We start from the raw sequence: 23,474 nt of genomic DNA, 5'->3' as shown, positions 1-23,474 counted from the left end.
GCAATAAACTTCTGCGAAATTACGCATTATCGCGTTATACGCTACATCTATGCACCTCGAAAAGCTTAGCCTGACCAATTTTAAGAATTATGAAGATGCCCGCTATGTATTTGGGCAACAGGTAAATGTAATCGTAGGGCCGAACGGAAGCGGTAAAACCAACCTGTTAGATGCAGTTTATTTTTTATCATTAAGTAAGAGTGCATTCCAAACGCAGGATGCGTTGAGCATTCTGCACGATGCCGATTATTTTATCATTGATGGTGTTTTTGAAGAGCACGACGATCGGAATGCCCACCCAGGCCGGACACAAATAACGATTAGCCTGCAACGGGGCCAACGGAAAGTACTAATGGCCGATAAAAAGCCATATGAGCGTATAAGTGAGCACATCGGCCGGTTTCCGGTTGTGCTGGTAGCCCCGAATGATACTGATCTGGTGAGGGAGCATAGCGAAGATCGCCGGCATTTTTTCGATGGTGTACTCTCCCAACTCGACCCGAATTACCTGCGCGATTACCTGATGTATCAACAGGTGCTCAAACAGCGAAACAGTCTGCTCAAGCTTTTTGCCGAACGCAGCCAGGTGGATAATGATCTGCTGGACACCTACGACGAACCACTACTCGATCTGGGTCAAAAAATCCATAACCGCCGACAACAATTTATCCAGGAGTTTCTGCCCAGCTTCAGGCTGCACTACGCTTTCCTAAGCGATGAGCGCGAAGAGGTGAGTATTCAATATGAATCGGAAGTGAGTAATCCGGGATTTGCCGATGAGTTCCGACACTTTCGTCGGCGGGACACCGTGTTGCAGCGCACGACGATGGGCGTTCATAAAGATGACTATACGTTTGTGATTGGTGGAGGCAATAACCAACCGGCCGTACCCTTAAAGAAATTTGGTTCGCAGGGGCAGCAAAAAACATTTGTGATTGCCCTTAAACTGGCGCAGTTCGACCAGCTACAGGCTGAGAAAGGTGTTAAGCCTATTTTGCTGTTAGACGATATTTTCGACAAGCTGGACGACCGGCGCATTGGCAAGCTTATTCAGCAAATGGATGAAGGAGCCTTCGGGCAGCTTTTCATTACAGATGCCCGTCCGGAGCGAACACGAGAATTACTTAACAACGTAAAGGCCGATGTTCGCTTCTTTGAGATTAGCCATGATTAATCTGGCCAAGGTTCAATAGACAGGTCATCGCTGTTCGTCAGATGACAGTAACTCTGTCAATTCTGTTCGTAAGATAACTCCAAAAAAGCCCGGCGCCCTGTAGGTTCGTCGGGCTTTTCAGTTGGTTCACTCTACTTTTAAGACCGTTCATCATTTTAGTAAAAATACTTCGGAAACTGAGAACTATATTTGAGTTTCCAAAGTTCATCCTGTAAAAGTTCTATTACTTGATGAAAGAAAGAATTCTGGAAGAAGCCGAACGACTGTTTTGGAAGTACGGCGTTCGCTCGGTTACAATGGAAGATATTGCCCGAAAATTGGGTATTTCGAAGAAGACTATTTATCAGCATTTTTCTGATAAAGAACAGATCTTGTACCAGGTTATTCAGGACAAAGCCGGTAAAGATCAGTCTGCTATGGAATGTATGGTCATTGAGACCGATAATCCAGTCGAAGAGTTAATGAGTGTTCTTACCCTGATGCAGAAGAATGCAGATGGGGTTAGCCCTAATTTATTAATTGATATAAAACGGTACTACCCACAGGCGTTTGCCATTTTCAGGCAGTACAAAGAAGGACATATTATGAGATCTCTTCTAGAAAATATCCAAAAAGGTATATTTCAGGGAGTATACAGATCTGATATAAAGCCGACTATTTTGGCTCGTCTTCGAGTAGAGCAAATCGAGCTGGCCTTCGACAATGAGATTTTCCCAACAGACCAATTTTCCATGCACGATATTCAGTCAGAACTGATCCATCACTTCGTACGTGGTATGCTTACCGAAAAAGGCTTTGAAGTTTATAACCAGTTTTTGAATAAAGGAGTACAACCGATTATCTATGAAAACAAATAATATACTTTTTGTGGCTGCACTTTGGTTACCGAGCCTTTGGCTTGGGGCTGGAGCAAGGGCACAGGTTGCTACACAACCTTCTGTTGGGCAGCAACCAACAGGAGCAGCAGCAAGTGGTCAACAGCCAGGGGCTCAGCAACCTGCCGGTACCGGGGCTATAGTAGCGCAACCAGGCACTACACCAGGTACAGGTGTATCAGTCCCATCGCAACCAAGTGTAAATTCGCAAACGGAAGTTCCTTCCATAAACTCGTCAAATGGACCAGTAAATCTTCAGCCTAACGTTATCACAACATTTAATTCTGGCTTAGGACTAGCGCCAACAGGTTTGACACCATCGGGTCAGCAGGGGGCGGGCCGGTCATTTACGTTGCAGGAGGCAATCGACTTTGCCGTTAGTCAGAATATTAATATTCGGAACAGCAAGCTCGATGGGGCAAGCGCCGAAGCACGCATTCGGGAGATAAAAGCATCGGCTTTACCTCAGGTAGCCATTAGCTCTTCACTGACCGATAACATAATCATTCAGAAAGCATTCTTACCAGCAAACACGTTCGATCCAACTGCGCCCGCCGATCTTTCTATACCGGTAAAGTTTGGTGTGAATTACTCAGCCAATGCCACGGCAAGTGTGAATCAGGTCATTTACAGTGCCAGTCTGAACGTTGGGCTGCGAGCTGCTGCAACGTATCGTGAGCTGGCTCAGCGGAATTTGCAGTCTAGCAAAGTTACTGTAGCAGAACAAGTTGCCAAGGCCTATTATGGTGTGCTGGTTGCGCTGGAACGTGCCAAACTGCTCGACTATAATATTGGTCGTCTGGATACGCTGTTGAAAGAAACCGGCGCATTGAATAAGCAGGGCTTCGTGGAGCGACTGGATGTTCAACGGTTGGAGGTGCAGGCCAATAACTTAAAGGCAGAACGTCAGAATGTACAGAACCTTATCGAACTAAGCTATACCCTTTTGAAGTACCAGATGGGCTTAGGCATTAATGATGAGATAACGCTGGCTGAACAGCTTCAGGATCGAAACGTAGATGACCTTCGGCCTTTAATTTCGCCTGATCCAACGTTTAGATATAGTAGTCGTATTGAGTATTCGACCCTGGAATCACAAATCAAACTGGCTGAGCAGGACATTGAGTTAACACAGAAAGGCTATTTCCCATCCCTGTCGGCGTTTGCGAACTATGGCTACAACAGTGGTCGCAATACGCTTGGGCAGCTTATTACTGCGCCCTGGCTCAATTTCTCGACCATCGGGTTAAGCTTACAGGTTCCTATTTTCGACGGGTTTCAGAAGAAATACCAGATTGTTCAGAAACGGATTACGCTGCAAAAAGCCCAGAACAGCGGTGAACTGCTTCGTAACTCAATTGATTTACAAATTAGGCAATCGAGTATTACCCTTAAGAATAGCCTGCAAACGCTTCAGACCCAGCAACGCAACCGCGATCTGGCGCAGGAGATTGTCCGGGTAACACAGATTAAATACAAAGAAGGTGTTGGGTCAAGTATCGAAGTTCTAAACGCTGAGTCTTCACTCCGCGAGGCACAGACTAACTACTTCGCGTCTTTATATGATTTTCTAATAACGAAAGTTGATCAGGACAGGTCCTTAGGTCGGCTTTATGTAGGAAACTAAAATTTTAAAAAACAACCAATGAAACCATACTACGCAATTGTCCTCGTGAGCCTACTAGCTGCCTGCTCACAGGAAAAGAAAACAGATGTACAGGGCAAACGGGATGAACTCACAGAGTTGAAATCTCAGCAGTCCGAGTTAACGACGAAAATTAAAGCGCTGGAAACCGATTTGGCCAAACTTGATCCTAAAAAGGAGGAAGACGCCCGTGTGAAAGACGTTTCGGTAGCTCCTTTAGCAGCGTCTACGTTCCGGCACTTTGTCGAGTTACAGGGTACGATTGATGCGAAGAACAACGTGCAGGTATCTCCCAAATCAGGCGGTGTTGTGACGGCGGTTTATGTGAAAGAAGGGGATCAGGTTCGGGCTGGACAGGCCATTGCTAAAATTGACGATCAGCTTTTGCGGGAGTCAATGGCAGAGTTGAAAACCCAACTATCGCTCGTAAATACGGTTTATGAAAAACAGGCAGCTTTGTGGAAACAGCAAATAGGTACTGAGATTCAGTACTTACAGGCAAAAAACAACAAAGAATCGCTCGAACGCCGACTGTCGACGCTGAATGCTCAGCTAGGTCAGTCAACGGTAACAGCCCCAATTTCGGGTGTTGTTGATCAGGTTGTGGTGAAGGTGGGTCAATCGGCTGCACCGGGTATGGGGTTGGTTCGGGTAGTAAACTTGTCGCAACTCAAAGTTGTGGCTAAAGTAGCCGATAGTTATTCGGGCAGTGTTCGTAAAGGTGATCCGGTTATGGTTGAATTCCCTGATCTGAAAAAAACAATGAATTCGCGCATCTCGTTTGTGGCTACGATTGTAGATCCTGCTACGCGGACATTTACCATTGAAGCTCCCCTTCCGTCTGATAATGTGCTGAAACCGAATATGCTGGCTCGTATTAAAATTAACGATCAGACTATCGCCAACGCTATTGTCATTAACCAGAACCTGATCCAGAATACAGAAAACGGGCAACTTGTTTATGTGGCCGTGAACGAAGGTGGTAAGAAAGTTGCTAAAGCACGGACCGTTAAAACGGGACAGTCGTACGGTGGTAAAATTGCCGTTACGCAAGGATTGAACGCGGGTGACCAAATCGTTACAACCGGGTATCAGGATTTGGTTGACGGTCAGGCAATTAGTTTTTAATTGAACGATTCGTCTTTAACAGACAAACGACAAACTCCTTCTTTATGAAATTTGAACAGTATAAAACCCTCGGATTTACCAACTGGTGCGTTGAGAACCGAACGGCGATTTACATCTTCACCTTCCTGATTACACTTGGTGGGCTGTTCGTGTATAATAACCTGCCGAAAGAGCAGTTCCCGGATATCAAGGTGCCCCAAGTATATATCAACACAGTGTATGTTGGTACTGCCCCGGCCGATATTGAAAATACAATTAACAAGCAGATTGAGAAGCAGCTAAAATCCATTTCGGGCGTTAAACGGATCAAATCCAATGCGTTGCAGGATGTATCGGTTATTTTGGTTGAGTTCAACCCCGATGTACAGTCGGCCGAAGCGCTGCAACGGGTTCGTGACGCCATTGATAAAGCCAAACCAGATTTACCACAAAAACTGGATGCCGGACCAACCGCTCAGGATGTTGATTTCTCGGAGATGGCGATCATGAACATCAACATGGCCGGTAATTTTTCGCTGAAACAACTGAAAGAATACGCCGAAGATTTACAGGATGTGATTGAAGGCATGCCCGAAATTCGACGTGTGGACATTGTTGGTGCGCTGGAGCGCGAAATTCAAATCAATGTTGATCTTTCCCGAATGCAGTCGGCAGGTTTAGCATTTGGCGATATCCAACAGGCTATTCAAGGTGAAAATATAAACGTGTCGGGTGGTGAATTACCGCTCGATGGCGTTCGTCGGACGGTGCGTGTGAAAGGTGAGTTTACGGACGTCTCCCAACTGCAAAATCTGCAAATCAGAACAGCAACGGGCGCCACTGTGCGGCTTGGCGACATTGCCGATGTTCAGGATAATTTCGAAGAACAGCAGGACTTCGCCCGTCTGAACAACAAGTCGGTTGTGACGCTGAACGTGATCAAACGAGCAGGTGCTAACCTGATTTCAGCCGCCGACCGTATCGAGAAAACGATCGAAGAGTATAAAGAAACTCGTTTTCCAAAAGGTCTGGAAGTGAAAATCACCGCCGATCAATCGGAGCGGACACGCGAAAATGTTAATGACCTGATCAACACCGTTGTACTGGGCTTCATATTCGTTGTCTTGGTGCTTATGTTCTTCATGGGTGTTCGTGATGCCATTTTCGTAGGCTTATCGGTACCCTTATCGGCACTGGTAGCCTTTGTGCTGATGCCGGTTCTTGGGCCTTTAGTGGGTGCTTCATTCACGCTGAACACGATGGTACTCTTTGCGTTCCTGCTTGGTTTGGGTCTGGTGGTAGATGATGCCATTGTGGTTATCGAAAACTCCCACCGTCTCTTTAATGAGAATAAAGACTGGGATATTAAGCAAGCGGTGAAAGCCGCTGCCGGTGAGGTATTCGTGCCGGTATTATCGGGGACGCTCACGACCATTGCGCCATTTTTCCCGCTCTTGTTCTGGCCGGGAATTGTGGGCGAGTTTATGAAGTTTCTGCCGCTAACGCTGATTCTGACCCTGTTTGCCTCGTTGTTTGTGGCCTACGTGATCAACCCGGTGTTTGCCGTTACGTTTATGAAACGGCACGAAGATGATAATCACGAAGACAAGCAATCGTTTGCCGAAATTAAAACTCCGTTGATTATCATGACCGTTTTGGCGGGTATTGGCTACGTGATTGATCGGGGTATCGGCAACCTGTTTGTGTTGTTCCTTGCCCTTTATGTTTTCAACCATTATGTACTGACGCCGAAATTGATCGTGCCTTTCCAGGAAAGTATGCTTCCTGCGCTTAAACATGGATATCGCCGGTTAATTTCCTGGATATTGACCGGATGGAGACCTGTTTTGGCAATCGTAGCTGCATTTGGCGTGTTGATTCTGACCTTCATTATTGTTGGTATTGCCAAGCCCAAGGTGCTTTTCTTCCCCAGCGGTGAGCCCGATTATATTTACGTCTACAACGTCATGCCTATTGGTACCGATGCCCGCGTAACAGACTCAGTTACAAGGGTGATTGAGAAACGCGTGTTCAAGGTGCTCGACGACAATAAGGCAACGGATATTGTTAACTCCGTAATATCGAACGTTGGTAAGAACGCGGGCGACCCAATGAACCCCGACCGGTCGGCAACACCACAAAAATCGAAGGTAACGATTGCGTTTAAACCAAACGAAGAGCGGCACGGTATTTCTACCGATTCGCTGTTGGCTAAAGTTCGGGTAGCCGTGAGTGGTTTGCCCGGTAGTGAGCTTTCGGTAGAACGTGAATCCAATGGGCCACCAACGGGTAAACCCATCGCAATTGAAATTGCGGGTGAAGAATTCGGTGAACTGCAAAAACTGGAAAAACAGGTCCGTCAGAAAATCTCACAGGCAGGCATTAAAGGAATTGACCAGCTAAAGTCAGATCTGATAACGAACAAGCCTGAAATCGTGATCGACATTGACCGCGACAAAGCCGAACGCGAAGGTATTTCGTCGGCTCAGGTGGCGTTGGCTATTCGGACAGCGTTGTTCGGTACTGAAGTGTCGAAGTTCAGGGATGCTAAAGATGAATACCCAATTATGGTTCGTCTGAAACCCGATGACCGCAGCCAGATTGACCGTTTGCTGAGTCTGAATGTAGTCTATCGTGATATGGTAATGGGTGGCCAATTGCGTCAGGTGCCTATTACATCGGTAACGAACATTAGCTATTCGACAACGTTTAGCCAGATCAACCGGAAAAATCAGGAACGTCTTGTAACGTTAAGTTCGGACGTTGTGCCGGGCTTTAACGCCAACCAGATTGTGGCGCAGATTCAGGACGTAATCAAAGATATTGATGTTCCAAACGGATATACGCTCAAAATGGGTGGCGAGCAGGAAGATCAGCAGGAGTCAATGAACTTCCTGGTGTCGGCCTTCGGTATAGCGATGTTGCTGATTTACTTGATTATGGCTACGCAATTTAACTCGGTAGTGAAACCGCTGATTATCTTCGTAACGATCCTGTTCTCGCTGATTGGCGTTCTGCTTGGATTCGTGATTTTCCACAAAGACTTCTCGGTTATCATGTCGGGCGTCGGGATTATCGCCCTGGCTGGTATAGTGGTGAAAAACGGGATTCTGCTAATTGAATTTATCGAAGAGCTACGTGGCCGGGGAGTTCCGCTGCGTGAGGCAATTATTGAAGCGGGCGGTATCCGTCTGACACCTGTATTGCTTACGGCATCGGCTGCCGTTCTGGGCTTGATTCCGTTAGCGCTGGGTATCACTGTCGATTTCGTTGGTCTGTTCCGCGATTTCAAACCGCACGTAATCGTGGGTGGTGATAGTTCTGTATTCTGGAATATCCTGGCCTGGACAATCATCTTCGGGCTTACGTTCTCTACCATCCTGACACTTGTAATTGTGCCATGTATGTACTGGATAAACGAGCGGATTCGGATGAAGTGGTTTGGTAAAAAAGACCCTGCAATTGAAATACGTGAGCGACAACTGGAAGAAGAGCTAGTGTAAGCCTATCATAGAATGTAAGACACCAACTGCCGACGGGTTAACACCGGTCGGCAGTTGGTGTTTATAACGACTTCATCTCAAAGTCTGTGGCCTTATGAACCTGTTATGCGTCAGCAAACTTTGCGTAATTTCTCACAGAGCTCTTTGATCATAAAATCAGTCAGTGAAGTTCCATTTGCCCCAAAACACCCGCCATTTACCCCTGAGTTTGTCATTCATACCACAGTCGTTCTGTTTGTCCCTTTTCGTTGCGTCGGTAAATGAGGAGAGCCTATGTTTGTGCTGTCGAACGAGCGGCAACATCCAGAAACTTTTCTACTGACTACTATGAAAACAATTATCACCACCCTCCTTACAATCGCCTTACTGATAGGCAATAGTGTTAAGCCTTGCCTGGCGCAGCAATCAACCGCCGTAACGTCAACCTCCGTTGCTGGCGCTACCTATAAACTAACCGTGGTGATTTCGGGTATAGAAAAACATTCGGGAAAGCTGTATGCTGGTCTGGCGACCAGTGCCGAGACATTTGACGGTGAATCGACAAATAAAATAGCGGTCGACGTGCCCGCATCGGGCGACGTTACGATTACCTTCGACGGTCTGGCTCCGGGACGCTATGCCGTTCGAATCTATCAGGATTTAAATGCTAATCAGAAAATGGACTTTTCGGGACAGATGCCCACAGAACCATTCGGTTTCTCGAACGTAACCATGCTTATGGGACCGCCTACATTCGACCAGTGCGCCTTTGATCTGGCAGGGAACAAGTCGATTCAGGTGGGTATGATGAGTTTGTAAGAACAGCAAGTGTTCTTTACTGACTATAGAGAGCCTTCTTGTAGTAGGAGGCTCCTTTTGTGTTTTAACAAAACCGTTGAACGGCAGTTTGTTTATGAATGGTATGACTGGCCTTAACCCGGCTAACATCATAGTACTCAACGAAGATATGGAAACTACTGAATTTCGACCAAAAGCTGAAGAGATACCGGGCCAGCAACTCCCCTACCCGGCTCGTCAGTCGGACATGGACCCGGCCCCCGACAGCGACTTATCCAACTATAAACCCGCCGGTAAACTCACCGGCAAAATTGCCATCATCACGGGTGCCGACTCTGGAATCGGGCGGGCAGTGGCTATAGCTTTTGCGCTGGAGGGTGCCGATGTCGCGATTGTCTACAACGAAAATACCGACGATGCGAAGTATACAAAGCGCATTGTTGAGAGTAAAGGCCGTTCGTGTCTGGTAATTCAGGCCGATGTTCGGAGTTCGGCCGCCTGCAAAGACGCCGTTCAGCAAACGGTTGACCACTACGGGAAGTTGAATATTCTGGTTAATAATGCCGCTTTTCAGATGGCGCAGGAGAAACTGGAGGACATTACCGAAGAACAGCTTCGGCGCACCTTCGATACTAATATTCTGGCCTATTTCTTTATGGCGCAGGCGGCCCTCCCGCACTTGAACGAGGGCGACGCCATTGTCAATACGGGCAGTATTGTCGGTATTGTGGGCAACCCAATTCTGGTCGATTACACCGCTACAAAGGGTGCCATTCACTCGTTCACAAAATCGCTGGCCATTCAGTTGGGCAAGCGAAACATCCGGGTCAACTGTGTGGCTCCCGGACCCGTTTGGACGCCCAACATACCCGCTACCATGCCCGAAGATGAAGTCAAAAACTTTGGCCATGAAGTAGCCCTTGCCCGCCCCGGCCAACCTGAAGAGTTGGCCCCCGCTTATGTGCTGCTAGCGTCAAACGAAGGTAGTTTCATGACCGGCAGCATTGTCGAAGTAACCGGTGGGAAACTGGGGTAAGAATTTATGTAGAGCTTTTCTGGCGCGAGTATTCACTCGTTCCTTTTTATAAAGTCAGTATTTACTGACGAAGATTTATAAACATTTATCTGGTCAGCGAATGCTGACTTTATTTAAAGGCACGAGTGAATACTCGCGCCAGCCTACCATGCCTCATTACCCTCTTAACACAGTTCGTAACTTACTCAGCACCAATCAGGTAACCGAACCAACACGGCAGGCCCTGACCGAGCGGTTAAGCGCACCACCTCGCCAGCCGACCTTCTTTTCGGCTAGTGAATTTGCGCTTTTACATGCCGTTTGCGACCGGCTGATACCGCAGGATGATCGTTCTGACCGGATTGATGTCGCTGGAAATATTGACAAAAGGCTAAGCGAGAACAAATCGGACGGGTGGCGGTATGACACTATGCCCGCCGATGGAGATGCCTATAAGCTTGGCTTAAAAGGTGTTGACGAAAGTGCTCAATTAACATTTAAACAGCCATTTTTAAACATTTCGGCTGAACAACAGGACTTTATTCTAAACGCAGTTCAGCGGCAGGAAGCGCCCGGCGATAGCTGGCAACATCTGCCCGCAAACCGATTTTTTGAAGAATTAGTAACCGAAGCAGTCGAAAACTACTATAGCCATCCGCTTGCTCAGGAAGAAATCGGGTATGTCGGTATGGCCGACGTACCAACCTGGCAGCGCATCGGCTTGAATGAGTTGGAAGACCGCGAACCAAAAAGCATTGGGTAAAAGACAAAGGTAATTGGGCAACGGGCATAAGATAGCTTGTTCTGTATATCAACGCCCTTTGCAGATCGTATGCCCACAGTCAGGACTCTATGCAAACGTATTCAACTACAGAAACCGTTGACGCGGTCGTTATTGGCACAGGAGCGGGCGGTGCCCCCCTTTTAGCCCGGTTGGCAAAAGCTGGCCTGCGGGTAGTGGCGCTGGAAGCCGGTAAACACTGGAATCCAGCCAAAGACTTTGCCACCGACGAGAAAGAGCAGGAAAAATTATTCTGGAATGACGAGAGGCTAAGTGCGGGCGATAACCCGCTGCCCTTTGGCAGTAACAATTCCGGTACCGGCGTTGGCGGCTCCACGCTTCATTATACCGCCTATACACCCCGCGCCCAACCCGACGATTTTCAGCTTCACACTGATTTTGGTGTGGGGCACGACTGGCCATTCGGCTTTGATCAGATTGAATCCTATTACCAGGAAGTTGAGCAATTTCTGGGTATTTCCGGCCCGGCGGCTTACCCCTGGGGGCCAACTCGAAAACAGCCTTATGCCTTGGGCCCGTTACCCATCAACGGGGCAGGGCAACTGATGGAACGGGGCTGTAAAACAGTAGGTATTAAAACGTCTCCGGCAGCCAACGCAGCCTTATCCGCAGGTTACTATCAGGAAGGCGTTGGTCACCGGCCTGCCTGTGCCAACCGGGGGTTCTGTCAGGCAGGGTGTAACATCGGTGCAAAAGCCAGCATGGACGTAACGTATATCCCGCTGGCAATCCATTACGGAGCCGAGATCCGCCCGGAATGTTTCGTAACCCAACTGATCAGGAACACATCCGGTACTATCAGCGAAGTCATTTACATCCACAATGGGCAGGAAATCCGGCAACGCTGCCGCTACGTGTTTCTCTGCGCCGGTACCATAGAAACCGCCCGACTTTTACTAATGAACGGCCTGGCCAATAGCAGCGGACAGGTTGGCCGAAATGTGATGGCGCATCCCGGTTTGCAAATCTGGGGCGAATTTGACGAAGATGTTCGCCCATACAAAGGCATTCCCGGCGCGTTGATTTCGGAAGATACCCACCGCCCGAAAGACCGCAATGGTGGATCTGTCGATTTCGCTGGGGGCTACCTCCTCCAGTCAATCGGTGTGATGCCGGTCACGTATATGACACAAATGGCGCGGGGACGAGGACTTTGGGGAGATGCCCTAAAGCAGGCTGCACTCGCCTACAATCATGTGGCGGGTATCAATATTTTGGGTGATTGCTTACCCTACGACCATAATTATCTGGAATTATCGGATGAGAAAGACATCCGTGGGCTACCCAAACCGCGTATTTATTTCACCAACGGCGAAAACGAAAAACGGATGACGGCCCACGCCGATAAGCTCATGCGCGACATCTGGACTGCGGCTGGTGCTAAAAATAGCTGGGCTTTCCAGCGAAATGCCCACGTTATTGGTACCTGCCGCATGGGCAACGATCCTGAAACTGCCGTTGTCAACGCGAATGGGCAGTCGTTCGACATTCCGAATCTGTACATCAGTGACAACTCAACATTTCCAAGTGCATTGAGCGTAAACCCAGCTTTAACAATTATGGCTGTAGCGTTGCGAACAGCCGATAAATTTTTAAAGAGGTAGAAGAGAATACCCCTCCCCAACCCCTCCCCTTTTTTTAGGGGAGGGGTTGGGGAGGGCGGCCGCTGCCGTGGGGTAGATACAACACAAAACTAAAGCGGGCTTTTATATCAACGTCCGCACAACAATGGCAAAAAAAGGATTTCTCGACATTATTAAGAAAACATACGGTAACGGCAATTACGATGGTGACCAGTTTGGCGGGGCCGGTGGCCACGACGGTAGCGGACTACCCGATAATAACCCGTCTAATTTTATGTTTGCTACGGGTATTGAGTGTTCGTACCCAACCATTCAGAAGGGAAAAGTACGTCGGGATTTGCTGCGCGAATGCGGCCATTACGACCGTTGGCGGGAAGACCTTGGTCTGGTTAAGGAGCTGGGTCTGAATGTACTCCGCTACGGTCTGCCTTATTACAGCATACATCAGGCACCGGGAAAATTCGACTGGAGTTTTGCCGATGAAGTGATGGCCGAAATCAAACGGCTTGGTATAACACCCATTCTGGACCTGATGCACTTTGGCGTGCCGGACTGGATTGAGAATTTTCAGAACCCGGAGCTACCTATTCACTTTGCCGACTATGCCGCAGCCGTGGCCGAGCGTTATCCGTGGGTGCGGTTTTATACACCCGTGAATGAAATTTACGTCACGGCCCGAATCAGCGCGAAAGATGGCGTCTGGAACGAGCAGCTTAAAAGTGACAAAGGGTTCGTTACCGCGCTTAAGCACTGTGCTGCCGCGAGCATCATGGCGAATCAGCAAATCGCTAAACGCCGGAATGACTGCGTGATTGTGCAGAGCGAAAGTGCAGAATTCACGCACGAACTGTACGCAAAGCCTTCGCCACAAATAGCCCTGGAAAATGAACTCCGCTTTCTATCGCTGGATCTTTTATATGCGAATGCGCCATCGGCTACGGTTGGCATGTATTTGCTGGACAATGGCATGTCTCGTGAAGAATATGACTGGTTTATGGTCGGAAAACCGCCGGGCTATCAGATCATGGGAAATGATTACTACGGTCGTAACGAGCGCATTCGACTGGCCGATGGGTCAATCCAAACGTCAATGGATGTGCTGGGGTGGTATGAAATCACGAAAGACTATTATGAGCGCTACCGCATGCCCGTGATGCACACCGAAACTAACGTGTTTGAAGCCGATCAGGCACCTATGTGGCTCTATAAACAATGGGTAAGTGTAATGCGTATGCGTCGGGATGGCGTGCCGGTGCTTGGCTTCACCTGGTATAGTTTGATTGACCAGATGGACTGGGATACGCAACTGGGCGAGCTAAACAACCACGTCAATGAATGTGGTTTGTATGACCTCAACCGCAAACCGCGCCCTGTGGCCGAGGCTTACAAGAACTTGCTGAATGAGTTTGGTCAGATTACTGTCGTGCCGTATGGCGAGGTGCTTGAGCTAACCGACCGGCCCGCCCGGCTTAAAGTTCAGGTATGATGAAACAGTCCATTAACGGCATTTCGCTTAATGTGTTGGAGAAGGGCAACGGCTCACGCACATTGATTTTTTTACACTATTTCGGTGGTTCTGCACTGGAATGGGAGTCGGTCATGAACACGCTTTCTGGAGAATATCGCTGTCTCGCCGTTGATTTACGTGGGCATGGCGACTCCGAAGCACCACAAACGGGCTATTCGGTTGACGATATGGCCAATGATATTTCGGAGCTGATTCGTCAGTTAGACGTTCAGGAGTTTATACTGGTTGGCCACTCCATGAGCGGCAAAGTAGCATTGGCACTGGCAGCCCGGCAACCCGCCGGACTTCAAAAACTAATACTGGTGTCGCCTTCGCCCCCCGTTCCGGAACCTATTCCCGATGACGAGCGACAAAAGCTGCTGGACGGACATGGGAAACGGTCATCAGCCAAAAAAACGTTAAAGAACATAACCGAAGCTCCCGTTTCCGAAACTGTTCGTGAACAGATTATAGCCGACGATTTACGAACATCCAAGCAGGCCTGGGATGCATGGCTGCTGGCGGGCAGTAAAGAAAATATCTCAGATCGCATGACGTCGATCAGTGTGCCGGTTCATATTATCGTTGGGAAGGAGGACCGGGCTTTACCACCCGATGTGCAAGACAGGCTGGTTTTACCTTATCTTAAGGACGTTACAATCGACATTGTACAAAAAGCCGGGCACCTGCTGCCTTGGGAAATTCCGAATGAACTGGCAACTTTTATTCAGAAAAAAATAGAGTAGTCTTGTTCAAGACAAAACAAAGGCTTTATATTTGTGACCGCAAGGCGATGTGTAGAAGTCACCGTTGCGGTTTGAATCCCGAGGGGCCGCCAAGGCAACTCCGACAACAAAAGGAAAATTTAGAAAAGACATGAATAATTCGGTAAACAACATGATCTGGTGGTGGCACTCTTCTCAACAGGGATGAGGTTGCCGCTATTGTTGTTTATCCAACATATATACAAAGGCTCACCGTCATCCCGGTGAGCCTTATTTTTTTGCCTGTAACCACAAAAAAACTATGCCAACCCTCACAACCTCAACCACCTATCGTGTTGTCAGCCGACATAAGCGGATGCTGGCCGACATCATAACACCGGTTAGTATTTACCTGCGTATTCGCGACCGTTTCCTGAATAGCATTCTGCTCGAAAGCTCTGATTATCACGCTAACGACAATAATTTTTCGTACATCGCCTTCGATCCCGTAGCCAGCTTTTCGTATGATTCCGGGAAGTTAACCATTCGAATGCCGGGCGGAAATGAGCAGACGAACGAACTGCCTGAACACAAAATGCTGGGTGCTCTTCAGGAATTTAAAGACAGCTTTCAGCACGAAAAAGCGCCGTTTCCATTTATCACTAACGGCTTGTTCGGCTACTTCGGTTATCCGGCGGTGCAGAGCTTTGAAGACATTTCACTGCACGCACCCATTCCGACGGAGAATCAGATTCCGGCCGCTGTTTTTACCGTTTACCGGTACGTATTGGCCATAAACCACTTCAAAGATGAGCTCTATTTATTCGAGCACAGCTACCTGCAGAATGGCGAAACCGAAGCAGAAAGTACCCTCGATTACATTAGTGAATTGATTACGGGCCGTAATTATCCAACTTATTCATTCAACTCGGCCGGGGCAGAGGAATCGAACTTCACGGACGATGAGTTCCGGGCGGTGATTCAAAAAGGGAAAGACCATTGTCAGCGGGGCGATGTTTTCCAGATTGTATTGTCTCGCCGGTTTTCTACGCCTTTCGTTGGCGACGAGTTCAACGTTTACCGGGCACTGCGCTCACTGAACCCCTCCCCTTACCTGTTCTACTTCGATTACGGCAATTACAAACTGTTTGGCTCCTCGCCCGAATCGCAGATCGTTGTCAAAGATCGCAAAGCCACCATATACCCTATTGCCGGCACCTTTCGTCGCACTGGAAATGATATTCAGGATGCCGAACTGGCTCAGAAACTATACGACGACCCGAAAGAATCGGCTGAGCACGTCATGCTTGTCGACCTCGCCCGCAATGATTTAAGCCGTAACTGCGATGTGGTGAAAGTCGAAACCTTCAAAGAGGTGCAGTATTATTCACACGTGATTCACCTCGTCTCGAAAGTTACTGGCGATCTGACCGAAACCGCTGATCCGCTTCAGATCGTAGCCGAAACCTTCCCTGCTGGCACGCTTTCGGGTGCGCCCAAACACAACGCAATGCAACTGATTGACCGCTACGAGAACATAAGCCGGAGCTTCTATGCGGGTAGCATTGGCTATATGGGCTTCGACGGTGAGTTTAACCACTGCATCATGATCCGCACGTTTATGAGCAAAGACAACACCCTCTACTACCAGGCCGGTGCCGGTGTAGTAGCCAAATCGGTAGTCGAAAGCGAATCGCAGGAAGTACACAACAAACTGGCTGCGCTGAGAACCGCCATTGAACAAGCGAAACAATTGTAACGCGGACATCCTGTCCGTACTCATATATATTATACTGGCGGACAGGATGTCCGCGTTACTATGAAACTCTTGGTATTAGATAATTACGATTCATTCACCTACAACCTCGTGTATATTTTACGCGAGCTGGGGCATCGGCCTGATGTTATTCGGAATGATAAAATCGCCCTCGATGCGGTGGGTCAGTACGACAAAATTATGCTGTCGCCGGGACCGGGAATACCCTCCGAAGCAGGCATCATGCAGCCATTGGTTGCCGAATATGGCCCAACAAAGAGCATTCTGGGTATTTGTCTGGGGCATCAGGGCATTGGCGAGGTTTACGGAGCAACGCTTGAAAATCTTGGGGATGTACTGCACGGTGTTGCCCACAAAGCCACTATAACGGACCGTTCCGAACAATTATTCTCCGGCATTCCCGATGAGTTAACGGTTGGCCGGTATCACTCCTGGACAGTCATGCCCAATTCGATGCCCGCTGACCTGCGCGCCACCGCCGTTGATGAACAGGGTCGCGTAATGGCCTTGTCACACACCCGATTCGACGTAAAAGGTCTGCAATTTCACCCTGAATCGGTACTAACCGAGAATGGTGTGAAGATGATCGAGAACTGGTTAAATTTTTAATGAGCGAAAGAGCGATTACCCACAAAACGACCAAAGTGCACTCTTTCACTCTTTCGCTCTTTCACTCTTTATTTTTTATATGAAAGCCATTTTAAATCACCTTTTCGAATACAAACACCTCACGAAAAATCAATCGCGGGAGGTGTTACTGGGTATTGGTCGTGGGGAGTATAACCCCGCCCAGATAGCGTCATTTCTCACCGTTTACATGATGCGCAGTTTGCGTCTGGAAGAACTCGAAGGTTTCCGCGATGCCATGCTTGAACTCTGCCTGCCCGTTGACCTCGATGCCTATGACCCGATGGATCTTTGCGGAACCGGGGGCGATGGAAAAGACACCTTCAACATCTCGACACTGTCGTCTTTTGTGGTTGCGGGGGCGGGCCAATGCGTAGCCAAACACGGTAACCACGGTGTATCCTCGCTTGTTGGCTCATCGACAGTGATGGAACGACTTGGCTATAAGTTCACCAACGATGTGGGCGAGTTGCAGCGTAAGATGGAAACGGCTGGGATTTGCTTTTTGCATGCACCCCTGTTTCACCCGGCCATGAAGAACGTAGCACCAATTCGGCGGGATTTAGGTGTGAAAACATTCTTCAACGTGTTAGGCCCCATGATCAATCCGGCAAAGCCTGCTAAACAGCTCGTTGGCGTCTTTAATCTTGAATTAGCACGATTATATGCGTACCTTTATCAACAAACCGACAAGCAATTTATGATTCTGCACGCACTCGACGGATACGATGAGATTTCGTTAACAGGTGCGTTTAAAGTCATTAGCAATAAAACCGAGCAAGTGCTTGAGCCACAGGATTTAGGTATGGACATATTGTCGCCCGAATCGCTGGCGGGCGGGCAAACTCTGGACGAGTCGGCGCAGATATTTTTGAACGTACTGAATAACGAATCCACCCCGGCTCAAAAGCAGGCCGTTTTAGCCAATTCAGCTATGGCGCTCCTGGCTGCGGGCAAAGCCAAAACCCGCGAAGAGGCCGTAACTATGGCTCGCGAGTCGCTGGAAAGTAAACGGGCGTTGGCGTGTTTTAAGAAGTTGATAGCATGACGATTCTTGACGAAATAATTGCCCAAAAGCGAATAGAAGTAGAACAGCGCAAAGCCGCTAATTCGGTACAGTCGCTGGAACAAATGCCCGGCTTCCTGCGGGAGACTATATCGGCGCGAGATGCCATTCAGGATTTGCACTCAACAGGCATCATTGCCGAATTTAAGCGCAAATCGCCATCCAAAGGTATTATCAACGACTGGTCCGATGTTGTAACGACAACGCAGGGCTATGTGAAGGCGGGCGCAGCCATTCTGTCGATTTTGACCGATGAGCCGTTCTTTGGTGGAACGCCTGCCGATCTACAGGCCGCACGGCTGGCAAATCCCGGAACGCCAATTTTGCGTAAAGACTTTGTCATTGATCGCTACCAATTGTTGGAAGCCAAAGCCTGGGGTGCCGACCTAGTGTTGCTCATTGCGTCATGCCTAACGCCCGAGGAGATCGTCGAACTTAGCCTTCAGGCACACGACTTGAGCCTGCAGGTATTGCTGGAAGTCCATGACGAAGAAGAACTGGATCGCTCGTTGACGCATAATGTCGATCTGGTGGGTGTTAATAATCGCGATCTCAAAACGTTTACGACATCCATCGATACATCGTTGCGACTGGTCGAGAAGATTCCCGACACCTTCGCCAAGATCAGCGAAAGTGGTTTGCACGATGCCGATACTATGCTTAAACTGTTTCGGGCGGGTTTCGATGGGTTTCTGATTGGCGAAGCATTCATGAATACGACCGACCCAGCAAAAGCTCTGGCGGATTTGGTCAAACAATACTCCATCAATAACACGTTAACTATTTAGCTTGTACAGCCATGAAAATCAAAGTGTGCGGTCTGCGTGATGCCGACAACCTGAAAGAGATTGCCGCCCTTGGTCCTGATTTTGTTGGGTTTATCTTCTACGATCAGTCCCCCCGCTTTGTTGGCGAAGAGTTAGATGCTGATGTGGTGAAAGCGCTTCCCCGTTCGATTCGGAAAGTGGGTGTGTTTGTAAACGCCAGCCCGGAGTTCATTCTACGCTCTGTGAAAAAATACGATTTTCAATATGTGCAACTGCACGGCAACGAAACACCCGACTACTGCCGGAGTCTGCGCAACCGGGGTATCAACGTCATCAAAGCGTTTCGGGTCGATGAGTCGTTTAACTTCTCTATGTTGAACAACTACAAAGCCCAGTGCGACTTTTTCCTGTTCGACGCCAAAGGCGATCAACCCGGCGGTAATGGACATACGTTCGACTGGAGCATTCTGAGCCGCTACGACAACGAGAAGCCATTTTTCATTAGTGGCGGTATTGGACTCGACAACCTCGATCAGTTGGCGGCTTTGAAAGGTATGAAACTGTACGGTGTAGATGTAAACAGTCAGGTAGAGACGGCGCCCGGCGTTAAAGATGTAGAAAAAGTAAAAGAACTCATTGACCGGCTCCGGCCCATTGAGGAAGAGGTGGAGTAATTCACTTTACGAGCAGATCACCAGCACGAGTGACAATTTCAATTATAAGTCTATGATTGACTTACGCTTAGCTAAGCATTAAGTATTATGCAAACCACTCTTGAACCAAAAACCTCTTTTGAGGTATCAAATAAAGGCTTTTACGGCCACTTCGGTGGAGCGTTCATCCCCGAAATGCTCTACCCGAACGTAGAAGAACTACGGCAGAATTACCTGAAAATCATTGCCGATCCGGCTTTCCAGGCCGAGTTCTGGCAGTTGCTCGAAGAGTACGTTGGCCGCCCAACGCCGTTGTTTCTGGCAAAACGGTTGTCAGCGCACATCGGCGCTACGATCTACCTCAAACGCGAAGACCTTTGCCATACCGGAGCGCACAAGATCAACAACACCATCGGCCAGATTCTGGTAGCGCAACGGCTCGGTAAGCAACGGATCGTGGCCGAAACGGGCGCTGGTCAGCATGGCGTGGCTACGGCTACAGTTTGCGCCCTAATGGGGTTGGAGTGTATTGTCTACATGGGTAGTATCGACATGGAGCGCCAGAAGCCTAACGTCGACCGGATGCGGATGCTGGGAGCTAAAGTGGTACCGGCTACATCAGGTAGCCAGACGCTCAAAGACGCTACCAACGAAGCCATGCGCCACTGGATTAATAATCCCATTGATACGCATTACATCATTGGCTCGGTGGTGGGGCCTCACCCCTACCCGGATATGGTGGCGCGTTTTCAATCGGTTATATCCGAAGAAGTTAAAAAGCAGCTCTTTGCCAAAACGGGTAACGAGAATCCTGATTATGTGGTAGCGTGTGTAGGCGGGGGCAGCAATGCCGCCGGGGCCTTCTATCATTATCTGAACGAGCCAACAGTACGGCTGGTAGCCGCCGAAGCCGCTGGCCAAGGCGTTAGTTCGGGGCATTCGGCCGCCACGACGGCGCTGGGTAAACCCGGTGTGTTGCACGGAAGCCGCACGATTCTGATGCAAACCGAAGACGGACAAGTAACGGAGCCGTATTCCATTTCGGCGGGTCTGGACTATCCGGGCATTGGTCCGCTCCACGCGCACCTGTTCGAATCGGGCCGGGGCGATTTCTATGCCATCACGGACGATGAAGCATTACAGGCTGGTTTCCAGCTAAGTAAACTAGAAGGTATCATTCCTGCTCTGGAAACAGCCCACGCACTGGCAGCGCTGGAAAAGATGAACCTCAACGCCGACGATGTCGTGGTGGTTTGCCTCTCCGGCCGTGGCGACAAGGATTTAAGCACATATTCGAAGTTTTTGTAACATATAAAACGAAGAGGTTTCGCTCCGGCGACCCGGTCCGTTTAGCTGCCAGGCTAATTGCCTATTATTAAAAGTAAGCCTAACGGATAAACGGACCGGACCGTCGGAGCGAAACCTTTCCGTTCTACACTACCAATGACGCAGGAACTAACACAAAACCGCATCACCAGCCTTTTCTCGCAAAAAAGCGAGCGGTTGCTGAACCTATATTTTACCGCCGGATACCCGAGCCTTACCGATACAACAACCATTCTACGTGGCTTACAAGCCGCTGGAGTGGATTTGGTTGAGATCGGTATGCCCTACTCCGACCCCGTTGCCGATGGTGAAACCATTCAGCAAAGCAACGGCGTCGCGCTTGATAACGGCATGTCTATCAAAACGCTTTTCGCTCAACTGGCCGATTGCCGGAACGCTACGAACGGCGAACCCGTTACGGTTCCCATTTTGCTAATGGGTTATATCAACCCCGTACTCCAGTTTGGTGTCGAAAATTTCTGTCAAAAATGCCAGCAAGTCGGTGTCGATGGGGTTATACTTCCCGACCTCCCACTGGATTTATTTCTGGAAGATTACGCCCCGACCTTCCGCAAATACGGCATTCTGAATGTCCACCTCATTACGCCCCAAACCACTGAAGACCGGATTCGCTTCATTGACGCCGAGTCGGATGGATTTATCTACATGGTTTCGTCGGCGAGTATAACCGGCTCGGTAAAAGGCGTGAGTGACACCATGAAAACGTATTTTGAGCGGATTCAGGCTATGAATCTGCGCAACCCACGCCTGATTGGCTTTGGCATCAATGATCACGAGACATTCGATATGACTAGTCAATATGCCAACGGTGCTATTGTGGGTAGCGCGTTTATCCGGCATTTGTCTGAAAAAGGCACATCGGCCGAGAGCATTCGTGCGTTTGTAGAAACGATTCGGTCGTAACGACTACCTTTGCGGCATGAATTCCGAGATTAACTTTGATAAGTCGCCCGACGGCCTCATTCCAGCCGTAATTCAGGATGTCGAAACCGGCAAAGTCCTGATGCTGGGGTATATGAACCGCGAAGCTTACGACAAAACCGTTGCTGAGAACGTGGTGACGTTTTTCAGCCGGAGCAAACAGCGGCTCTGGACCAAGGGCGAAACCTCTAATAACTTCCTGCACGTTCGGGAAATCCTGATCGACTGCGACGGCGACACGCTTTTAATTAAGTCTGCCCCCGCCGGGCCAACCTGCCATACAGGTGCCGATACGTGTTTCGATGAAGTAAATCAGGGGAAGGGTCAGTTCTTAAATTACCTGCAAGGCATTATTCATGATCGGAAGGTTAACCCATCCGAGAAGTCATACACCACGAGCCTATTTGGGCGTGGTGTGAACAAGATTGCACAGAAAGTAGGTGAAGAAGCCGTTGAACTGGTCATTGAAGCCAAGGACGACAACGACGACCTCTTCAAAGGCGAAGCCGCCGATCTATTATTCCACTTTCTTGTTCTGCTAGAGCAGAAAAATATGGATTTAGACGATATTGTGGCCGTGTTGCAGACGCGCCACGTCAAACAATAGATTCGGGTTTCATGTTCAAGATTCCGTGTTCCCTGTTGAGCGTGCGTCAAGTGGCCACAAGGAACTGTAATCGTTGAACCTTAAAAACTCCTGTCATTCATGGGCCTCATTATCCGTATTCTGATTAGCGCAGTTGCCGTTTGGGTAGCCGCGTATTTTATTCCCGGCGTTTCTGTTTCGGGTGGCGCTGGTACTTACCTGATTGTTGCTATTGTGTTGGGCTTTTTAAACGCCTTCATCAAGCCAATTCTGACCGTACTGACCATTCCAATAACGATCATCACGCTTGGCCTGTTTCTTCTGGTGCTAAACGTATTGATGGTCTATCTGACGGCTTACCTGATTCCTAATTTTCACGTTACCGGTTTCATTGCGGCTCTGCTCTTTAGTATAGTCGTATCCATTGTAACCGCGTTGATCGACGCAATTGTATAACCGTTTGAGCTTTCTGGTAGTAGCTGGATAAGATAAGACAAATGCCATATCTTCAAGATATGGCATTTGTCTTATCTTATCCAGCTACTTTTATTTTTGCTATCCATCAGAGTGCAATTTTCGATTAACCGTATACGCCATGACATTTATCGAGACTCAAGACGCGCCGGTTCCGGGCGGCCATTACTCGCAAGCCGTTGTTCACAACGGACAGGTCTACATATCCGGCATTCTGCCTATCACACCCTCCGGCGAAAAACTAAGTCAGGCTACTATTGCTGAACAAACGGAACAGATACTGACTAATCTTGACGCCATTCTATTGGCGGCTGGCAGTCAGCGCAATAAGGTGCTGAAAGTTACTGTCTTTATCGCTGACATAAACGCCTGGGGCGCTGTCAACCAAATTTATGCTCAGTTCTTCGGCGACCATCGTCCAGCCCGTTCGGTAGTTCCTTGCTCTCCCCTTCATTACGGCTTTGGTATTGAACTGGAAGCCATTGCAATTCTTGAGTAACGCGGGTGGAAACCCGCGACGACGGCGAATTTAATCCGTAATCACTATCGCGGGTTTCCTCCCGC

21 protein-coding genes are annotated in these 23,474 nt (G+C 48.8%); all 21 read left to right on the top strand.

Features of this window, described 5'->3' with window-relative positions; genetic code table 11:
- Nucleotides 1-49 precede the first annotated feature (49 nt).
- A complete protein-coding gene (recF, locus tag CWM47_RS29735) occupies nucleotides 50-1,174 on the top strand; it encodes a DNA replication/repair protein RecF (protein ID WP_100992211.1) in 1,125 nt (374 codons plus the stop codon).
- Nucleotides 1,175-1,404: 230 nt separating this feature from the next.
- Nucleotides 1,405-2,031 carry a TetR/AcrR family transcriptional regulator gene (locus tag CWM47_RS29730; RefSeq protein WP_100992210.1) on the top strand — a complete coding sequence of 209 codons (627 nt, stop codon included), beginning with the start codon at nucleotides 1,405-1,407 and terminating at the stop codon, nucleotides 2,029-2,031.
- The gene (locus CWM47_RS29725; RefSeq protein WP_100992209.1) at nucleotides 2,018-3,676 is read left to right on the top strand and encodes a TolC family protein; all 1,659 of its coding nucleotides are present in this window, start codon (nucleotides 2,018-2,020) and stop codon (nucleotides 3,674-3,676) included. The genes CWM47_RS29730 and CWM47_RS29725 overlap by 14 nt, the downstream gene beginning before the upstream one ends.
- A gap of 18 nt (nucleotides 3,677-3,694) precedes the next feature.
- Nucleotides 3,695-4,822: an efflux RND transporter periplasmic adaptor subunit gene (locus CWM47_RS29720; RefSeq protein WP_100992208.1), complete on the top strand. Its 1,128-nt coding sequence runs from the start codon at nucleotides 3,695-3,697 to the stop codon at nucleotides 4,820-4,822.
- A 44-nt stretch (nucleotides 4,823-4,866) separates the two neighbouring features.
- Complete coding sequence (locus tag CWM47_RS29715; protein WP_100992207.1) at nucleotides 4,867-8,304, top strand: efflux RND transporter permease subunit; 3,438 nt, start codon at nucleotides 4,867-4,869, stop codon at nucleotides 8,302-8,304.
- 327 nt (nucleotides 8,305-8,631) lie between these two features.
- A complete protein-coding gene (locus CWM47_RS29710) occupies nucleotides 8,632-9,102 on the top strand; it encodes a DUF2141 domain-containing protein (protein ID WP_100994117.1) in 471 nt (156 codons plus the stop codon).
- 148 nt (nucleotides 9,103-9,250) lie between these two features.
- Entirely contained in the window at nucleotides 9,251-10,117 is an 867-nt protein-coding gene (locus CWM47_RS29705) for a glucose 1-dehydrogenase (RefSeq protein ID WP_100994116.1), read from the top strand.
- Between the two features lie 100 nt (nucleotides 10,118-10,217).
- Nucleotides 10,218-10,859 (top strand): gluconate 2-dehydrogenase subunit 3 family protein, encoded by a 642-nt coding sequence (locus CWM47_RS29700; RefSeq protein WP_240625520.1) that lies wholly within the window; start codon nucleotides 10,218-10,220, stop codon nucleotides 10,857-10,859.
- An 89-nt stretch (nucleotides 10,860-10,948) separates the two neighbouring features.
- Nucleotides 10,949-12,502, top strand: coding sequence for a GMC family oxidoreductase (locus tag CWM47_RS29695; RefSeq protein ID WP_100992206.1), 1,554 nt, complete (start codon nucleotides 10,949-10,951; stop codon nucleotides 12,500-12,502).
- Between the two features lie 124 nt (nucleotides 12,503-12,626).
- The gene (locus CWM47_RS29690) at nucleotides 12,627-13,967 is read left to right on the top strand and encodes a family 1 glycosylhydrolase (protein ID WP_100992205.1); all 1,341 of its coding nucleotides are present in this window, start codon (nucleotides 12,627-12,629) and stop codon (nucleotides 13,965-13,967) included.
- On the top strand, nucleotides 13,964-14,734 hold the full coding sequence (locus CWM47_RS29685; protein WP_240625519.1) for an alpha/beta fold hydrolase: 771 nt from the start codon (nucleotides 13,964-13,966) through the stop codon (nucleotides 14,732-14,734). Before CWM47_RS29690 ends, CWM47_RS29685 begins: the two co-directional genes overlap by 4 nt.
- A gap of 280 nt (nucleotides 14,735-15,014) precedes the next feature.
- Complete coding sequence (locus tag CWM47_RS29680; protein WP_100992203.1) at nucleotides 15,015-16,451, top strand: anthranilate synthase component I family protein; 1,437 nt, start codon at nucleotides 15,015-15,017, stop codon at nucleotides 16,449-16,451.
- Between the two features lie 60 nt (nucleotides 16,452-16,511).
- Nucleotides 16,512-17,078 (top strand): anthranilate synthase component II, encoded by a 567-nt coding sequence (locus CWM47_RS29675; RefSeq protein ID WP_100992202.1) that lies wholly within the window; start codon nucleotides 16,512-16,514, stop codon nucleotides 17,076-17,078.
- Nucleotides 17,079-17,157: 79 nt separating this feature from the next.
- Entirely contained in the window at nucleotides 17,158-18,144 is a 987-nt protein-coding gene (gene trpD / locus CWM47_RS29670; protein ID WP_100992201.1) for an anthranilate phosphoribosyltransferase, read from the top strand.
- Entirely contained in the window at nucleotides 18,141-18,950 is an 810-nt protein-coding gene (gene trpC, locus CWM47_RS29665; protein WP_100992200.1) for an indole-3-glycerol phosphate synthase TrpC, read from the top strand. Before trpD ends, trpC begins: the two co-directional genes overlap by 4 nt.
- 11 nt (nucleotides 18,951-18,961) lie before the next feature.
- A complete protein-coding gene (locus CWM47_RS29660; protein ID WP_100992199.1) occupies nucleotides 18,962-19,603 on the top strand; it encodes a phosphoribosylanthranilate isomerase in 642 nt (213 codons plus the stop codon).
- A gap of 87 nt (nucleotides 19,604-19,690) precedes the next feature.
- Nucleotides 19,691-20,890: a tryptophan synthase subunit beta gene (gene trpB, locus CWM47_RS29655; RefSeq protein ID WP_100992198.1), complete on the top strand. Its 1,200-nt coding sequence runs from the start codon at nucleotides 19,691-19,693 to the stop codon at nucleotides 20,888-20,890.
- Nucleotides 20,891-21,025: 135 nt separating this feature from the next.
- Entirely contained in the window at nucleotides 21,026-21,832 is an 807-nt protein-coding gene (trpA, locus tag CWM47_RS29650) for a tryptophan synthase subunit alpha (protein WP_100992197.1), read from the top strand.
- A gap of 16 nt (nucleotides 21,833-21,848) precedes the next feature.
- Nucleotides 21,849-22,457 carry a bifunctional phosphoribosyl-AMP cyclohydrolase/phosphoribosyl-ATP diphosphatase HisIE gene (gene hisIE / locus CWM47_RS29645; protein WP_100992196.1) on the top strand — a complete coding sequence of 203 codons (609 nt, stop codon included), beginning with the start codon at nucleotides 21,849-21,851 and terminating at the stop codon, nucleotides 22,455-22,457.
- 99 nt (nucleotides 22,458-22,556) lie between these two features.
- Nucleotides 22,557-22,892 (top strand): phage holin family protein, encoded by a 336-nt coding sequence (locus tag CWM47_RS29640; protein ID WP_100992195.1) that lies wholly within the window; start codon nucleotides 22,557-22,559, stop codon nucleotides 22,890-22,892.
- Between the two features lie 139 nt (nucleotides 22,893-23,031).
- Nucleotides 23,032-23,409, top strand: coding sequence for a Rid family detoxifying hydrolase (locus tag CWM47_RS29635; RefSeq protein ID WP_100992194.1), 378 nt, complete (start codon nucleotides 23,032-23,034; stop codon nucleotides 23,407-23,409).
- The last annotated feature ends 65 nt before the right edge of the window (nucleotides 23,410-23,474 follow it).

The organism is Spirosoma pollinicola (assembly GCF_002831565.1).
Classification (GTDB): Bacteria; Bacteroidota; Bacteroidia; order Cytophagales; family Spirosomataceae; genus Spirosoma; species Spirosoma pollinicola.
This window is presented reverse-complemented; position numbering and strand designations above follow the sequence as displayed.

Bases quoted from the DNA above. Each gene is read 5' to 3' on its own strand.
- CWM47_RS29695 (WP_100992206.1), top strand. From the start codon at position 10,949: ATGCAAACGTATTCAACTACAGAAACCGTTGACGCGGTCGTTATTGGC.
- CWM47_RS29700 (WP_240625520.1), top strand. From the start codon at position 10,218: ATGCTGACTTTATTTAAAGGCACGAGTGAATACTCGCGCCAGCCTACC.
- CWM47_RS29690 (WP_100992205.1), top strand. From the start codon at position 12,627: ATGGCAAAAAAAGGATTTCTCGACATTATTAAGAAAACATACGGTAAC.
- CWM47_RS29705 (WP_100994116.1), top strand. From the start codon at position 9,251: ATGGAAACTACTGAATTTCGACCAAAAGCTGAAGAGATACCGGGCCAG.
- hisIE (WP_100992196.1), top strand. From the start codon at position 21,849: ATGAATTCCGAGATTAACTTTGATAAGTCGCCCGACGGCCTCATTCCA.
- CWM47_RS29715 (WP_100992207.1), top strand. From the start codon at position 4,867: ATGAAATTTGAACAGTATAAAACCCTCGGATTTACCAACTGGTGCGTT.
- CWM47_RS29720 (WP_100992208.1), top strand. From the start codon at position 3,695: ATGAAACCATACTACGCAATTGTCCTCGTGAGCCTACTAGCTGCCTGC.
- CWM47_RS29680 (WP_100992203.1), top strand. From the start codon at position 15,015: ATGCCAACCCTCACAACCTCAACCACCTATCGTGTTGTCAGCCGACAT.
- trpC (WP_100992200.1), top strand. From the start codon at position 18,141: ATGACGATTCTTGACGAAATAATTGCCCAAAAGCGAATAGAAGTAGAA.
- CWM47_RS29710 (WP_100994117.1), top strand. From the start codon at position 8,632: ATGAAAACAATTATCACCACCCTCCTTACAATCGCCTTACTGATAGGC.
- recF (WP_100992211.1), top strand. From the start codon at position 50: ATGCACCTCGAAAAGCTTAGCCTGACCAATTTTAAGAATTATGAAGAT.
- CWM47_RS29685 (WP_240625519.1), top strand. From the start codon at position 13,964: ATGATGAAACAGTCCATTAACGGCATTTCGCTTAATGTGTTGGAGAAG.
- CWM47_RS29675 (WP_100992202.1), top strand. From the start codon at position 16,512: ATGAAACTCTTGGTATTAGATAATTACGATTCATTCACCTACAACCTC.
- trpA (WP_100992197.1), top strand. From the start codon at position 21,026: ATGACGCAGGAACTAACACAAAACCGCATCACCAGCCTTTTCTCGCAA.
- CWM47_RS29640 (WP_100992195.1), top strand. From the start codon at position 22,557: ATGGGCCTCATTATCCGTATTCTGATTAGCGCAGTTGCCGTTTGGGTA.
- CWM47_RS29635 (WP_100992194.1), top strand. From the start codon at position 23,032: ATGACATTTATCGAGACTCAAGACGCGCCGGTTCCGGGCGGCCATTAC.
- trpD (WP_100992201.1), top strand. From the start codon at position 17,158: ATGAAAGCCATTTTAAATCACCTTTTCGAATACAAACACCTCACGAAA.
- CWM47_RS29660 (WP_100992199.1), top strand. From the start codon at position 18,962: ATGAAAATCAAAGTGTGCGGTCTGCGTGATGCCGACAACCTGAAAGAG.
- CWM47_RS29725 (WP_100992209.1), top strand. From the start codon at position 2,018: ATGAAAACAAATAATATACTTTTTGTGGCTGCACTTTGGTTACCGAGC.
- trpB (WP_100992198.1), top strand. From the start codon at position 19,691: ATGCAAACCACTCTTGAACCAAAAACCTCTTTTGAGGTATCAAATAAA.
- CWM47_RS29730 (WP_100992210.1), top strand. From the start codon at position 1,405: ATGAAAGAAAGAATTCTGGAAGAAGCCGAACGACTGTTTTGGAAGTAC.